General features: G+C 67.0%; 12 protein-coding genes. 3 read left to right on the top strand and 9 right to left on the bottom strand.

Features of this window, described 5'->3' with window-relative positions; genetic code table 11:
* Positions 1-99: 99 nt before the first annotated feature.
* Together FBY03_RS05795 and FBY03_RS05790 are read right to left on the bottom strand one after the other, a co-directional pair.
* Positions 100-1092 carry an asparaginase gene (locus FBY03_RS05795; protein ID WP_147171249.1) on the bottom strand — a complete coding sequence of 331 codons (993 nt, stop codon included), beginning with the start codon at positions 1090-1092 and terminating at the stop codon, positions 100-102.
* Between the two features lie 68 nt (positions 1093-1160).
* Complete coding sequence (locus tag FBY03_RS05790; protein ID WP_147171248.1) at positions 1161-2606, bottom strand: sodium:alanine symporter family protein; 1446 nt, start codon at positions 2604-2606, stop codon at positions 1161-1163.
* Positions 2607-2763: 157 nt separating this feature from the next.
* Between FBY03_RS05790 and FBY03_RS05785 the strand changes: the two genes are divergently transcribed.
* Complete coding sequence (locus FBY03_RS05785) at positions 2764-3582, top strand: helix-turn-helix transcriptional regulator (RefSeq protein ID WP_147171247.1); 819 nt, start codon at positions 2764-2766, stop codon at positions 3580-3582.
* A 46-nt stretch (positions 3583-3628) separates the two neighbouring features.
* Here FBY03_RS05785 and FBY03_RS05780 read toward each other — a convergent pair whose 3' ends face one another.
* Genes FBY03_RS05780 through FBY03_RS05770 form a run of 3 tightly spaced genes read right to left on the bottom strand, consistent with a single transcriptional unit; the run spans position 3629 to position 5415 of the window.
* Complete coding sequence (locus tag FBY03_RS05780; protein ID WP_147171246.1) at positions 3629-4309, bottom strand: GNAT family N-acetyltransferase; 681 nt, start codon at positions 4307-4309, stop codon at positions 3629-3631.
* 13 nt (positions 4310-4322) lie between these two features.
* Positions 4323-4766 carry a GNAT family N-acetyltransferase gene (locus FBY03_RS05775; protein WP_147171245.1) on the bottom strand — a complete coding sequence of 148 codons (444 nt, stop codon included), beginning with the start codon at positions 4764-4766 and terminating at the stop codon, positions 4323-4325.
* A gap of 19 nt (positions 4767-4785) precedes the next feature.
* Entirely contained in the window at positions 4786-5415 is a 630-nt protein-coding gene (locus FBY03_RS05770) for an FMN-binding negative transcriptional regulator (RefSeq protein ID WP_147171244.1), read from the bottom strand.
* Between the two features lie 101 nt (positions 5416-5516).
* Here FBY03_RS05770 and FBY03_RS05765 point away from each other — a divergent pair, with 101 nt between their 5' ends.
* On the top strand, positions 5517-6983 hold the full coding sequence (locus FBY03_RS05765) for a PLP-dependent aminotransferase family protein (protein WP_147171243.1): 1467 nt from the start codon (positions 5517-5519) through the stop codon (positions 6981-6983).
* Positions 6984-6992: 9 nt separating this feature from the next.
* Here FBY03_RS05765 and FBY03_RS05760 read toward each other — a convergent pair whose 3' ends face one another.
* From FBY03_RS05760 to FBY03_RS05750, 3 genes are all read right to left on the bottom strand, one after another.
* Positions 6993-7748: an ABC transporter substrate-binding protein gene (locus FBY03_RS05760; protein WP_147171242.1), complete on the bottom strand. Its 756-nt coding sequence runs from the start codon at positions 7746-7748 to the stop codon at positions 6993-6995.
* Between the two features lie 105 nt (positions 7749-7853).
* The gene (locus FBY03_RS05755; protein WP_147171241.1) at positions 7854-9305 is read right to left on the bottom strand and encodes a sodium:alanine symporter family protein; all 1452 of its coding nucleotides are present in this window, start codon (positions 9303-9305) and stop codon (positions 7854-7856) included.
* A 446-nt stretch (positions 9306-9751) separates the two neighbouring features.
* The gene (locus tag FBY03_RS05750) at positions 9752-11176 is read right to left on the bottom strand and encodes an aspartate ammonia-lyase (RefSeq protein WP_147171240.1); all 1425 of its coding nucleotides are present in this window, start codon (positions 11174-11176) and stop codon (positions 9752-9754) included.
* Between the two features lie 243 nt (positions 11177-11419).
* On the opposite strand from FBY03_RS05750, the gene FBY03_RS05745 reads away from it, so the two are divergent.
* Complete coding sequence (locus FBY03_RS05745) at positions 11420-12328, top strand: LysR substrate-binding domain-containing protein (protein ID WP_147171239.1); 909 nt, start codon at positions 11420-11422, stop codon at positions 12326-12328.
* A gap of 259 nt (positions 12329-12587) precedes the next feature.
* Here FBY03_RS05745 and FBY03_RS05740 read toward each other — a convergent pair whose 3' ends face one another.
* The gene (locus tag FBY03_RS05740) at positions 12588-13697 is read right to left on the bottom strand and encodes a polyamine ABC transporter substrate-binding protein (RefSeq protein WP_147171238.1); all 1110 of its coding nucleotides are present in this window, start codon (positions 13695-13697) and stop codon (positions 12588-12590) included.
* Positions 13698-13809 lie beyond the last annotated feature (112 nt).

The following is a 13809-nucleotide window of genomic DNA, read 5'->3' as shown; positions in this document are numbered from 1 at the left end:
CCTGTATGCGCAAGCTGTCATCCTGCGACGGTTAGGCCGAGGTCGCAAGCCTCGCGACGGCATCGCGCGGCGGGCTTGCGGCGGCCTGGGCGGCTGGCCTCAGTCGGCGCGTTCGCCGCACAGGTCGAGGGCGAACCAGTGTTCCACCTCGGCTTGGCTCAAGCCGGCGCCGAGCAGGGCGAACAGCTTGCCCAGGGCCGCCTCGCGGGTCATGCCGCCGGCGGACACCAACCCGGCGCCGGCCAGCCGGCTACCGGCGGCGTACACGCCGAACTCGACATGGCCGTGCGGACACTGGCTGATCGCCGCCAGCACCACACCGCGCGCATGCGCGGCCTGGAGCGCGGCGAGCAGCTCGGCATCGCCGGCCGGGCCGGTGCCGCTGCCATAGCACTCCAGCAGCAGCCCCTGCACGCCGCTGGCCAGCAGGGCGCTGAGGTGCGCGGCCTGGAGGCCGGGGTAGAACGGCAGCACGGCGAGGTTCACCGGATGGCGCGGCTGCCGGTAACCGAGGCGGGCGGGGAGGCTCTCGGCCCGTTCGCTGTGGCGCTGGCGCGGCAGCACGCTGAAGGCGTCGAAGGCATCGCTGCGCAGCTTGCTGACCCGCGCGCCATGCAGCAGCTGGCCATTGAAATACAGCTGCACGCCGGCGGCCACGCCCTGCTGCAGGGCCTGCATGGCGCCGAACAGGTTGTCCCAGGCGTCGCTGCCCTTGGTGCCGGCCGGCAACATCGAGCCGGTCAGCAGCACGGGCACCGGCAGCCCCAGCAACAGGAAGCTCAGCGCCGCGGCGCTGTAGGCCAGGGTGTCGGTACCGTGCAGGACCAGCACCGCGTCGCAGCCGTCCTGCTCGACACCGGCGCGGATCGCCGCGACCATCGCCAGCCAGTTGGCCTGGCTCATATTGGCGCTGTCGATCGGCGGCAGCAGTTCGCGGAAGCTCCACTCGGGCAGTTGGCGACCCTGCTCCAGGGCCTGCTGGGCGCGCACCCGGGCCTCGAAGCCGGAGGCCGGTGCCAGGCCGTCGGCGCTCATCTGCATGCCGATGGTGCCGCCGGTGTAGAGCACTAGCAGTTTGGTTGGGGAGGACATGGCGTGGCTCCTTATGCAGATAGCAAAACAGGGGGCACGCCCCCTGTTTTGTCATGCCGCAACGCTGTTTAGCGTTGGTGCAGGTAGTTGCTGGCTTCGGCCTGAGCGCTTGGCTGCGGGACCGGCGGGTTGGCCGGCCAGGCCTCTGGGTCGAGGTCCAGATCGGCGAAGGCTTTCGGGTCGAAGACGGGTGACTCTACACCCGCTTTCACCTGGCTGTCGTAGTCGTTCATCAGGCGCAGACCGACCTTGAACAGCAGCGCCAGGGCCACCAGGTTGGCGACTGCGAGCAGGCCCATGGTCACGTCGGCGAAGGCGAACACCGTGCCCAGGTCCTGCACCGAGCCCCACAGCACCAGGCCGACTACCAGCACCCGGTAGACCTGTACCGGCCAGCGCTTGCTGGTGAAGAAGCCCAGGGCGTTCTCACCCAGGTAGTAGTTGTAGATCAGCGTGGTGAAGACGAACAGCAGCAAGGCGATGCTGACGAACACCCGGCCCCACTCGCCGACTACGGCGGCCATGGCGGTCTGGGTCAGCACTACGCCGGCCATCTCGGTGCCCGGCTGGTAGACGCCGGAGAGCAGGATGATCAGCGCGGTGCAGCTGCACAGGATCATGGTGTCGATAAATACGCTGAGCGACTGCACGATGCCTTGTGCGGCGGGGTGCTTGACCTGGGCCACGGCGGCGACGTTGGGTGCGCTGCCGAGGCCGGCTTCGTTGGAGAACAGGCCGCGCTTGACGCCCATGATGATCGCCGCGCCGATGCCGCCGGCGAAGGCCGGCTCCAGGCCGAAGGCGCTCTTGACGATCAGCGCCAGCACCTCCGGCACCTGGTCGATATTGCCGCCGATCACGAACAGCGCCATGGCGATGTAGGAGAAGGCCATGCTCGGCACCAGGACGTCGGCGATCTTGGCGATGCGCTTGATGCCGCCGAAGATGATCAGGCCGATCACCACCACCAGGGCCAGGCCGCTGATATGGGTGGGCAGGCCGAAGGTGTCGTGCAGCGAACTGGCCACGGTGAAGGACTGCACGGCGTTGAAGCCGAAGCCGAAGGTCACCAGCAGCAGCAAGGACACCACGATGCCCAACCAGCGCTGGCCGAGGCCGTGCTGGATGTAGAAGGCCGGGCCGCCGCGGTAGGTGCCGTCGGCTTCGCGGCGCTTGTACAGCTGGGCCAGCGAGCACTCGAAGTAGCTGGTGGCCATGCCGACCAGGGCTACCACCCACATCCAGAAGATCGCGCCCGGACCGCCGAGCATGATGGCCACCGAGACGCCGGCGATGTTACCGGCGCCGACGCGACCGGCGACGCTGAGCATCAGCGCCTGGAACGAACTGAGCTGGCCCGGTTGACGCTGAAAGGCTTCGCTGAAGATGCGGAACATGCTGCCGAAATAGCGGAACTGCACGAAGCGCGAGGCGATGGTGAAGTACAGGCCCAGGCCGATCAGCATGACGATCAGCAGCTTGCTCCAGAGTAGGTCGTTGAGGAGGTCCAGCATGAGGAGATGCCTCTCTTGTAGTTATTCGGGAATGCCACGCAGCGGGCAGCCTGTGCATGGTTGAGTAACTGGGTGTTTCAGGCAATTTCGCGGATGGCGGCGATGTGGCGCGAGTTGATGCTATATTTGCGCCGCTAGCATCACCTAGGCAGGCGTCATGTCGAACCATCAGGGTCTCAATCTCAAGCTGCTGTGCAGCCACTACCGCTCTATTGCCGAGGTTTGCCGGCAGCTGGCGATCAATCGCGCGCAGTTCAACAAGTACCTCAGCGGGCAGAGCCGGCCGACGGCTTACAACCTCAAGCGCATCTGCGATTTCTTCGGCATCGAGGACTATGAGCTGGGCCTGCCGGCGGAGCAGTTCGCCCGGCTGATCGGCGTACGCCGCAGTGGTCAGGAGCGACCGGCGGCGGCCGATCCGCTGCTCGAGCTGCTGCAGCCACTGCGCGAGCATTGCAGCAGTCTGTCGCGCTACTGCGGCTACTACTTCGAGTACGCCAACTGCATGTCGGTGCCCGGCAACATCCTGCTGTCGCTGGTGCAGCTGCGCGAGGAGCGCGGCACCTACCTGTTCGAGCGCCAGGAACGCCAGGAGCGCTCGCGCGCCGACAGCGGCGAGGCCGACGACTGGGTGCGTTGCCGCTATCTGGGCGCGGCGTTCTACCTGCAGGACCGGGTGTTCCTGATCGACTACGAGTCGCTGACCGCCAATGAGGTGAGCCAGACCATTTTGATTCCCAGCTTCAAGAGTCGCATCACCCGCCTCAATGGCCTGAAGACCGGGGTGTCCAGCGGCGATCGGCGCACCCCGGCCTGCACCCGGGTGGTCTGGGACTACCTGGGGTCGGAGATCAACCGGGTCAGTGCCTATCGCCAGGTGATGCTCTATGGCCCGGACGACCCGCGCATCGACGCCGACATTCGCCAGCGCCTCAGCGGCGGCCAGGTGCGCGACGGCTTGTTCGAGGTCGAGTAGGCCGCTGCCCGATTCAACCTGGAGGGCCGGGCGGTGTGCCGGCAACTCAGTCGCGCAGTTCCTCCAGGCGGCGTTTCTGCCGTCCCTGGTCATCGAAGTTGGCGGGCGCCAGCCAGCGCTGGAAGGCGGCGTGGCAGGCCGGCCACTCGCGGTCGAGGATGGAGAACCAGGCGCTGTCGCGGTTGCGCCCCTTGATCACCATATGCTGGCGGAAGGTGCCTTCGTAGACGAAGCCCAGGCGCTCGGCGGCGCGCATGGAGCGGGCGTTGAGGGCGTTGCACTTCCACTCCAGGCGGCGGTAGCCGAGCGTGCCCATGGCCAGCTCGGCCAGCAGGTAGACCGCCTCGGTGGAGCCTGGCGAACGCTGCATGGCGCGGCCGAAGGCGATATGGCCGATCTCGATGCAGCCGTCCTTGGGCGTCATGCGCAAAAAGCTCAGCAGGCCGACGGCGCGCTGGCTGGCCAGGTCGAGTACGGCGAAGAACAGCGGGTCGCTGCTGGCCGCGTTGGCCGCCAGCCAGGCATCGAAGGCCGTGCGCTCGGGGAAGGGGCCATAGGGCAGATAATCCCACAGCAGTGGGTCGCAGTCCGGGCCTTGCAGCGCCCGCCACAGCTCGTCGCCGTGAGCGGCGAGGTCCAGCGGTTGCAGGCGCACATAGCGGCCAGCCAGTGGCTCACGTTGCGGCAGGGGGCGGGGTTGCCAGTCAGCCAGGTCGGTGTGGGTCATGGCGCTGCTCCTGTCAGAGGTTCTTGCGATATTGGAGAAAGCCGGAGCGCTCGGCGACGCGCTGGTACAGCTGCATGGCATCGACGTTGCTCTCGTGGGTCAGCCAGTGCACTCGCGAGGCACCAGCAGTCTGGGCGGCCTGGTAAACGTGCTCGATCAGCCGGCGGCCGATGCCGGCGCCGCGCAGGCCTTCGCCGACGAACAGGTCCTGTAGGTAACAGTAGTCACCCTCGGTCCAGCAGGAGCGGTGGTAGATGAAGTGCACCAGCCCCACGGCGCGGTCGTCCTGCCAAGCCAGGGCGGCGTGCATGGGTTCGCCCGGGTCGAGGAAGCGCCGCCAGGTCAGGGCGCTGGTTGCGCTGGCGATCTCGGCTTTGTAGAAGCGCTGGTAGCCCTGCCACAACGGCAGCCAGGCGGCGTGGTCGGCGGCGGTGACGGGGCGGATCTCGAGGCGCATGGGTCTTCCTTGGGTGGAGTTAGTTAGGGCTGCTCATGCGCGCGGCCAGCTCACGGTCGCGCGCGTCGGGGCTGGCGTTCAGGCCCTCATGCACGCCGCGCTGGTCGGCGGCGCTGCGGTTCTGCCCGAGCTTCCACTTGCCTTCGAGACGTTCGATCGGCAGGGCGAAACCGACGATGGCGCGCAGCATGCCGGCGAGGTAGTCGCGGGGCGCCTCGCTGACCGCCCAGGGCTGGGCACGGCCGGCCTCGTGGCGCTCGCTGAGGCGGCTGACCAGCGCCAGCAGACGTTCGGCGTCGTCGAACACCTCGGCCTGGCCGTAGGCATGCACGGCGATGTAGTTCCAGGTCGGCACCACCTTGCCGTGCTCGGCCTTGGCCGGGTACCAGGACGGGCTGACGTAGGCGTCCGGGCCATTGCAGATCACCAGGGTTTCGCCGCCGGCGAGTGCCCGCCAGTGCGGGTTGGCCCGGGCGAAGTGGCCGTAGAGGGTGCCGAACTCGCCCTCCTCGGGCATCAGCAGCAGCGGCAGGTGGCTGGCCTGCAGGCCGTCCGGGCCCAGGTTGACGACTGTGGCCAGGCGGCAGGCGGCAACCTGCCGATGCAGTTCGGCGAGGTCGTCCTGGCGAAAGGATGGAGGCAGGTACATGGCGGCTTCTCCAAAATGGGGGCTGGTGTGATGGGTCCATGCTAGGCAGGATATTGGTCTGTTGTAAGATCCATTTACTGCGACTTTCATAGGGCCAATCCATGCCGTTGCCAGCGCCGCTACCCGTCGACCTCTCCGGCATTCGCCTCGATCCGGCCCGGGGCCTGGCGCGGCAGCTGTACCAGGCGCTACGCGAGCGCATCCTCGACGGACGCCTGGCCAGTGGCACCCGCCTGCCGGCCAGCCGCGACCTGGCCGGCCTGCTGGGCATCGCCCGCAACACCGTGATCCGCGCCTTCGACCAGCTGTATGCCGAGGGCTTCGTGGAGGGGCGCATCGGCGCCGGCACCTATGTCGCCGAACTGGCCGCGGTGGTGCGCCCGCCGCCCGCACCGCCCAGCGTCGCCGCGCCCAGCCAGGCCCTGCAGCGCCTGCAGCAGCACCATCTGCCCGGTGCGCTGGAGGGTGCGCCGCGGGCCTTTCGGGTCGGCGTGCCGGCCTTCGATCTGTTTCCCTTCGAGACCTGGGCGCGGCTGTCGGCGCGCTTCTGGCGCAAGCCGTCGGCGGCGCGCCTGGGCTATGGCGATCCGGCCGGGGACGCGCAGTTGCGCGAGCTGATCGCCGCCTACCTGCGCAACGGCCGCGGCCTGCACTGCGACCCGACGCAGATCCTGGTGACCTGCGGCGCGCAGCAGGCCATCAGCCTGTGCGCCCAGCTGCTGGTCGAGCCGGGTGACCGGGTGGCCATCGAGAACCCCGGCTACCGCGCCGCCGGGCATGCCTTCGCGGTGGCCGGGGCGGAGCTGGCGGGTATCGCGGTGGATGGCGAGGGGCTGGACACGGCCGCGCTGGAACGGGCGGGGCGCTGCCGCCTGGCCTATGTCACGCCTTCGCACCAGTACCCCACCGGCGTCACCCTGTCGCTGGCGCGGCGCCTGGAGCTGCTGGACTGGGCCGAGCGCCACGACAGCTGGATCATCGAGGACGATTACGACGGTGAGTACCGCTACAGCGGCACGCCGCTGGCGCCGCTGGCCGCCCTCGACCGGCAGGGCCGGGTGCTCTACGTCGGCACCTTCTGCAAGATCGCCTTCCCGGCGCTGCGTCTGGGCTACCTGCTGCTGCCGGCCGGCCTGGCCGAGGCCTTCGCCCGCCGCCGCGCACTGGACATGCGCCATTCGGAGATCGGCAGCCAGGCGGTGATGGCCGAATTTATCGCCGCCGGGCATTTCCAGCGGCATATCAGGCGCATGCGCGGCGCCGCGCGCAGCCGCCGCGATGCCCTGCTGGCCGGTTGGCCGCAGCAGGTACCCGGTTGCGCACCGCTGCCGGCGGTGGAGGCCGGCCTGCACCTGTGCGTGCGGGTGGACAGCCTGGCGCGCGAACGCCAGTTGATCGCTTCGGCGGCCGAGGTCGGGGTGGAGCTCAACGCCCTCAGCGACTACTGGCTGGCGGACAGCGAAGTTCCTGAAGACCGGCGCGCCGGGTTGGTGCTGGGCTTCGCCGCGGTGCCCGAGACGCGTATCGCGCAGGCCCTGCAGGCGCTACGCCGGGCCTGGGGCGTTTAGCGCCCCGGCTCAGCACAGCTGCGGGTTCTTCGTGCAGCTGCCGTAGCCCTCGCGGCGCATCTGCTGCAGCGCCGCCTGCAGGCGTTCGACCACCTCGTCCGGGGTGTCCTTGTTCAGCGCCAGGTACAGCTGCGAGGTCTCGAAGCTCAGGGCGGTGTCCAGGCCGCTGGCGCCCTGCTCCTTGGCGTAGTAACGCCAGACCGGGTCGGAGGTGGCCCACAGGTCGATCTGCCCGCGTTGCAGCTTGCGGATATTCTCCTGGTCGCGCAGGGCGTTCTGCGGCTTGAAGCCGAGACGCTCCAGGTACTGGCTGACCGCGGCGCTCTGGTAGGCGCCGATGCGGTAGGCCTTGGCCTGCGCCAGGTCGGTTGGTCGCGGGCCGCCGTCCTTGAGGCCGACCAGCACGCTCTGGTACTCGGCGATCGGCCCGACCCACTTGAACAGCGGTCGCCGTCCCTCGCTTAGCGAGGTGGAGAACAGTCCGTGATTGGGCGTGGTCATCGCCTGCTTGTAGATGCGATCCCAGGGGAAACGCAGGGTCAGGCTGTAGTCGATGCCGGCACGCTTGAACATCTCGCGCACGATGTCGGCGCTGATGCCCTGGATATTCGGGTCGCGGGCGAAGTTCTTGTTGTTCACCGCCATGTTGAACGGCGGGAAGTTCTCGGTCAGTAGCACGACCTGGTAATCGCGCGGCAAGTCGGCGTGGGCGAGGCTGCTGAACAGCAGGCCGAGTAACAGGCAGAAAGAGGCATAACGACGCATGGTCGATCACTCCTAGGGAGCACAGGGGCTCGCGCCGGCCACCTGGCCGCGCGGCGCCTATGACACAACGAAAGCCGCCCGGAGCAGAGTCCGGGCGGCAGAGGCTTAGCGCTGTTGCAGAACGTTGCTCGGCACGCTGCCAGCGATGGTGGGCACCGCCAGTGGGGGGAGCACTTCTGGCCAGGCCTCTGGGTCGAGGTCCAGACCGGCGAAGGCTTTCGGGTCGAAGACGGGTGACTCTACACCCGCTTTCACCTGGCTGTCGTAGTCGTTCATCAGGCGCAGACCGACCTTGAACAGCATTGCCAGGGCCACCAGGTTGGCGACCGCCAGCAGGCCCATGGTCACGTCGGCGAAGGCGAACACCGTGCCCAGGTCCTGCACCGAGCCCCACAGCACCAGGCCGACTACCAGCACGCGGTAGATCTGTACCGGCCAGCGCTTGCTGGTGAAGAAACCCAGGGCGTTCTCACCCAGGTAGTAGTTGTAGATCAGCGTGGTGAAGACGAACAGCAGCAAGGCGATGCTGACGAACACCCGGCCCCACTCGCCGACCACGGCGGCCATGGCGGTCTGGGTCAGCACCACGCCGGCCATCTCGGTGCCCGGCTGGTAGACGCCGGAGAGCAGGATGATCAGCGCCGTGCAGCTGCACAGGATCATGGTGTCGATGAACACGCTGAGCGACTGCACGATGCCTTGCGCGGCCGGGTGCTTGACCTGGGCCACGGCGGCGACGTTGGGTGCGCTGCCGAGGCCGGCTTCGTTGGAGAACAGGCCGCGCTTGACGCCCATGATGATCGCCGCACCGATGCCGCCGGCGAAGGCCGGCTCCAGGCCGAAGGCGCTCTTGACGATCAGCGCCAGCACATCCGGCACCTGGTCGATATTGCCGCCGATTACGAACAGCGCCATGGCGATGTAGGAGAAGGCCATGCTCGGCACCAGGACGTCGGCGATCTTGGCGATGCGCTTGATGCCGCCGAAGATGATCAGGCCGATCACCACCACCAGGGCCAGGCCGCTGAGGTAAGTCGGCAGGCCGAAGGTGTCGTGCAGCGAGCTGGCCACGGTGAAGGACTGCACGGCGTTGAAGCCGAAGCCGAAGGTCACCAGCAGCAGCAAGGACACCACGATGCCCAACCAGCGCTGGCCGAGGCCGTGCTGGATGTAGAAGGCCGGGCCGCCCCGGTAGGTGCCGTCGGCTTCGCGGCGCTTGTACAGCTGGGCCAGCGAGCACTCGAAGTAGCTGGTGGCCATGCCGACCAAGGCTACCACCCACATCCAGAAGATCGCGCCCGGACCGCCGAGCATGATGGCCACCGAGACGCCGGCGATGTTACCGGCGCCGACGCGACCGGCGACGCTGAGCATCAGCGCCTGGAACGAACTGAGCTGGCCCGGTTGACGCTGAAAGGCTTCGCTGAAGATGCGGAACATGCTGCCGAAATAGCGGAACTGCACGAAGCGCGAGGCGATGGTGAAGTACAGGCCCAGGCCGATCAGCATGACGATCAGCAGCTTGCTCCAGAGTAGGTCGTTGAGAATATCCAGCATGGTGTCTCACCTGTTCTTGTAGTTGTCGGGGACGAAAGAGGATGGCGCCGCAGCGCCGCCCGATGGGGCGACGCTGACGGACGACAACGGGTGGTCCGCTGCACGGATAGCCCGCCCAGTACAGTCGCTTCCGGCTGAGTGTGCCGACACAGAAAACCGCGTCGCGTCGGGGACGGACCCTGACGCGCTGCGGCATGAACGCGGAGTCGACTGGACTGGGTTGACTATTTCGAGCGCTAGCGCCTCGGGGATGGCCCGCGGCTTGGCGGTGAGAGACGGCTGAGGTTGAGCTGTTTCATGGGTTCACCCTGTGTAGTCATTGTTGGTATGCCCTGGAGGCCTATAGGCCTCTCGTTGGCTGCCGGCTCCGTCCGGCTGTGCGCCTGCACTGGTTAGGCGCAGGCGTCCCGCACGGCCTTGTGCGGGTGTCGCTCGGGGATGCGGGTTCAGGCTTTCAGCGGCACCAGGCGCGGGGCGATCATGTTCTCCGGGCGGAGGATGTCGTCCAGTTCGGCGTCGTCCAGCAGCTTCTCTTCGCGCACCAGCTCCAGCACGCTGCGGCCGCTGTCCAGGGCCAGCTTGGCGATGCGGGTGGCGTTCTCGTAGCCGATGTAGGGGTTGAGCGCGGTGATCAGGCCGATGGAGTTCTCCATCAGTGCGCGGCAATGCGCCTCGTTGGCGGTGATGCCGACCACGCAGTGCTCGCGCAGCATGTCCATGGCGCGCTGCAGCAGGCGGATCGAGTCGAAGATCTTGTAGGCGATCAGCGGCTCCATGACGTTGAGCTGCAACTGGCCGCCCTCGGCGGCGATGGTCAGCGCCAGGTCGTTGCCGATGATTTCGAACGCGACCTGGTTGACCGCCTCGGGGATCACCGGGTTGACCTTGCCCGGCATGATTGAGCTGCCCGGCTGACGTGCCGGCAGGTTGATCTCGTTGATCCCGGTGCGCGGGCCGCTGGACAGCAGGCGCAGGTCGTTGCAGATCTTCGACAGCTTGACCGCGGTGCGCTTGAGCATGCCGGAGAACAGCACGAAGGCGCCCATGTCCGAAGTCGCTTCGATCAGGTCGGCGGCCGGCACCAGCGGTTGGCCGCTGATCGCGGCCAGACGGTCGACGGCGAGCTGTTGGTAGCGCGGGTCGGCGTTGATCCCGGTGCCGATCGCGGTGCCGCCCAGGTTGACCTCGGTGAGCAGCTCTGGAGCCAGGTTGCGCAAGCGCGCCAGGTCTTCGCCGAGGGTGGTGGCGAAGGCGCGGAACTCTTGACCGAGGGTCATCGGCACGGCGTCCTGCAGCTGGGTGCGGCCCATCTTCAGCACGTGGGCGAATTCCTCGCCCTTGGCGGCGAAGGCGCCGATCAGGCTGTCGAGGCTGGATAGCAGGGTGTCGTGGCCGAGCAGCAGGCCCAGGCGGATGGCGGTCGGGTAGGCGTCGTTGGTCGACTGCGCCATGTTCACGTCGTTGTTCGGGTGCAGGTATTGGTACTCGCCCTTGGCGTGACCCATGGCCTCCAGGGCGATGTTGGCGATCACCTCGTTGGCGTTCATGTTGGTCGAGGTGCCGGCGCCGCCCTGGATCATGTCGACCACGAACTCTTCATGGAAGTCGCCACGGACGATGCGTGCGCAGGCTTCGCTGATCGCCGCGTGCTTGGCCGCGCTGAGGTGGCCCAGTTCGCGGTTGGCGTCGGCCGCCGCCTGCTTGACCATGGCCAGTGCCGTCACCAGTTTCGGGTAGTGCGCCAAGGGCACGCCGGACAGGCGGAAGTTGTGCACGGCGCGCAGCGTCTGGATGCCGTAGTAGGCATCAAAGGGAACTTCGAGAGTACCGAGCAAATCTTTTTCGACGCGAAATAATGCAGCAGCGGACATGATGGCTAGCTTCTCTTGGGGATGCGGTGAGTGCCGCGATGCCTTTTAGAATAGGGGCTGCGCCCGAATGCCGGCTAATGCTGTTAAGCGCTAGGGTATGCATAATCGGCATAATGTCGGCGTGACGTCCTAAACTGATCGGACGTGTAGCCCGGATGAAATCCGGGAATGCCCAACCACTCTGCCCCGGATTGCATCCGGGCTACGGGCGACTATCCATTCAAGCCGCATTACGGAAAGCAGATGAACCTGGAAACCAAATGGCTGGAGGACTTCGTCACCCTGGCCGCCACCCGCAGCTTTTCCCAGGCCGCCGAGAAGCGCTTCGTCACCCAGCCGGCCTTCAGTCGACGGATCAAGGCGCTGGAGCAGATGCTCGGCCTGACCCTGGTCAACCGCTCGCGCACCCCGGTGGAGTTGACCGAGGCCGGCCAGTTGTTCCTGGTCACCGCGCGCAGCCTGGTCGAGCAGCTCGGTGAGGTGGTGCGCCACCTGCACAATCTCGAAGGCAAGCAGGGCGAGATGTTGCAGATCGCCGCGGCGCACTCGCTGACCCTGGGCTTCTTTCCCGAGTGGATCGCCCGCCTGCGCCGTGAAGGCCTGCCGCTGACCACCCGGCTGGTGGCGACCAACGTCGGTGAAGCGGTGCATTCGCTGCGTGAAGGCAGTTGCGACCTGATCCTCGCCTACTACGACCCGGACGCCGCGTTGCAGATGGACCCGGAGATCTTTCCCTCGCTGCACCTGGGCCTGACCTCGATGCTGCCGGTGTGCGCGGTGGACGACGCGGGGCAACCCTTGTTCGATCTCGACAGCGGCCAGAGCGTGCCGCTGCTGGCCTACACGGCAGGGGCCTTTCTCGGCCGCTCGGTGAATCTGCTGCTGCGCCAGCGTGCCCTGCGCTCCAGCACGGTGTACGAGACGGCGATGGCCGACAGCCTGAAAAGCATGGCGCTGCAAGGCATGGGCGTGGCCTGGGTGCCGCGCCTGAGCGTGACCGCCGAACTGGCCCGCGGCGAGCTGGTGGTGTGTGGCGGCGAGCCCTGGCAGGTGCCGCTGGAGATCCGCCTGTACCGCTGCGCCCTGGTGCGCAAGGCGGCGGTGCGCCTGCTGTGGCGCAAGCTGGAAAGCGGCGAGGTCGGGCGTTCCTGAGGAACTGCGGCGAAGCAGTGTGCTGATAAATCAGGGCGTGGACGACTCGCCAGTCGTCCCGCCTTGGTGTGTTGTCTCGTAATAACCGTTCCCCGGCCGAGCCGCTGCTCGCAGGGGCGTCACCAGCAATGTAGGAGCCAGCTTGCTGGCGATCTTGGCTGCCTGTTGGCGGATCGCCAGCAAGCTGGCTCCTACACAATGTTCCCCCGAACTATTTCGCCGGCATCAATAATTCCGAGGCAGCCCCCTGGGGCGGTACTCAGGTGCCCGACTTGATCCGGGTCCAGGCGCGGGTGCGGATGCGTTCGGTCTTCAGCGGCAGCGGCTTGAGCACATACAGGGTCTTCTGCGCCTCGGCCGTCGGAGTCAGGTCGGAGTTGTCGCGGATCTCCGCGCTGACCAGTGGCATGGCGTCCTTGTTCGGGCTCGGGTAGCCGAGGAAGGTGCTGATGGGCGCGACCACGCTCGGGTCGAGCAAGTTATTGAGGAACTCGTGGGCCTCGTCGACGTTCTGCGCGCTGGCCGGGATGGCGAAGGAGTCGAACCACAGCGGTGCGCCTTCCTTGGGCAGGCGCCAGTCGACCACCACGCCGTTGCCGGCTTCTTTGGCACGGTTGGCGAACTGGTAGAAGCTGCCCGAATAGCCGATGGCCACGCAGATGTTGCCGTTGGCGATGTCGTTCATGTACTTGGCCGAGTGGAAGTAGCGCACGTGCGGACGGATCTTCAGCAGCAGCTCAGTGGCCTTGTCGTAGTCCTCGCGCTTGCTGCTGCTCGGGTCCAGGCCCAGGTAATGCAGGGCGATCGGCAGGATCTCGCCCGGCGAGTCGAGCATGGTCACCCCGCACTTCGCCAGCTTGGCGGCGTTCTCTTCCTTGAAGATCAGGTCCCAGCTGTTCACCGGGGCGTCCTCGCCGAGCGCGGCCTTGACCTTTTCCGGGTTGAAGCCGATCAGCACGGTGCCGTACATGTAGGGCACCGCATGCTCGTTGCCGGGGTCGTTGGCGGTCATCAGCTCCAGCAGGGCCGGGTCGAGGTGCTTCCAGTTGGGTAGCTGGGACTTGTCCAGCTTCTGGAACACCCCGGCCCTGATCTCGGTGTCGAGGAAGGTGTTGGTCGGCACCACCAGGTCGTAGCCGGAGTTGCCGGTGAGCAGCTTGGCCTCCAGCGCCTCGTTGGTGTCGAACACGTCCCAGGTCAGCTGAATGCCGGATTTGGCCTGGAACTCCTTGGGCACCGACGGCAGCATGTAGTCGGCCCAGTTGAATACGCGCAACTCGCGCGGCTTCTCCGCGGTCTGCGCCTGGGCCGCGCTGCACAGCGCGGTAGCGACTAGGGTCGCGCCGAATAGCTGGGTGATTCTGTTCATCGAGGTCACTCCATTCTTGTTGTAATGCTGTCACCGCGCTCGGGCGCGCGGGATTGTGTCGGGGTGGATGACGGTTTATCCATCCACCAGGCTGGCCCCGGTGGACGAAACG

The organism is Pseudomonas sp. SJZ079, assembly GCF_007993865.1.
Classification (GTDB): Bacteria; Pseudomonadota; Gammaproteobacteria; order Pseudomonadales; family Pseudomonadaceae; genus Aquipseudomonas.
This window is presented reverse-complemented; position numbering and strand designations above follow the sequence as displayed.

What these genes read in the sequence shown, in the direction of transcription:
- FBY03_RS05795 (WP_147171249.1), bottom strand. Translation starts at nt 1,092, where the DNA reads ATGTCCTCCCCAACCAAACTGCTAGTGCTCTACACCGGCGGCACCATC.
- FBY03_RS05790 (WP_147171248.1), bottom strand. Translation starts at nt 2,606, where the DNA reads ATGCTGGACCTCCTCAACGACCTACTCTGGAGCAAGCTGCTGATCGTC.
- FBY03_RS05785 (WP_147171247.1), top strand. Translation starts at nt 2,764, where the DNA reads ATGTCGAACCATCAGGGTCTCAATCTCAAGCTGCTGTGCAGCCACTAC.
- FBY03_RS05780 (WP_147171246.1), bottom strand. Translation starts at nt 4,309, where the DNA reads ATGACCCACACCGACCTGGCTGACTGGCAACCCCGCCCCCTGCCGCAA.
- FBY03_RS05775 (WP_147171245.1), bottom strand. Translation starts at nt 4,766, where the DNA reads ATGCGCCTCGAGATCCGCCCCGTCACCGCCGCCGACCACGCCGCCTGG.
- FBY03_RS05770 (WP_147171244.1), bottom strand. Translation starts at nt 5,415, where the DNA reads ATGTACCTGCCTCCATCCTTTCGCCAGGACGACCTCGCCGAACTGCAT.
- FBY03_RS05765 (WP_147171243.1), top strand. Translation starts at nt 5,517, where the DNA reads ATGCCGTTGCCAGCGCCGCTACCCGTCGACCTCTCCGGCATTCGCCTC.
- FBY03_RS05760 (WP_147171242.1), bottom strand. Translation starts at nt 7,748, where the DNA reads ATGCGTCGTTATGCCTCTTTCTGCCTGTTACTCGGCCTGCTGTTCAGC.
- FBY03_RS05755 (WP_147171241.1), bottom strand. Translation starts at nt 9,305, where the DNA reads ATGCTGGATATTCTCAACGACCTACTCTGGAGCAAGCTGCTGATCGTC.
- FBY03_RS05750 (WP_147171240.1), bottom strand. Translation starts at nt 11,176, where the DNA reads ATGTCCGCTGCTGCATTATTTCGCGTCGAAAAAGATTTGCTCGGTACT.
- FBY03_RS05745 (WP_147171239.1), top strand. Translation starts at nt 11,420, where the DNA reads ATGAACCTGGAAACCAAATGGCTGGAGGACTTCGTCACCCTGGCCGCC.
- FBY03_RS05740 (WP_147171238.1), bottom strand. Translation starts at nt 13,697, where the DNA reads ATGAACAGAATCACCCAGCTATTCGGCGCGACCCTAGTCGCTACCGCG.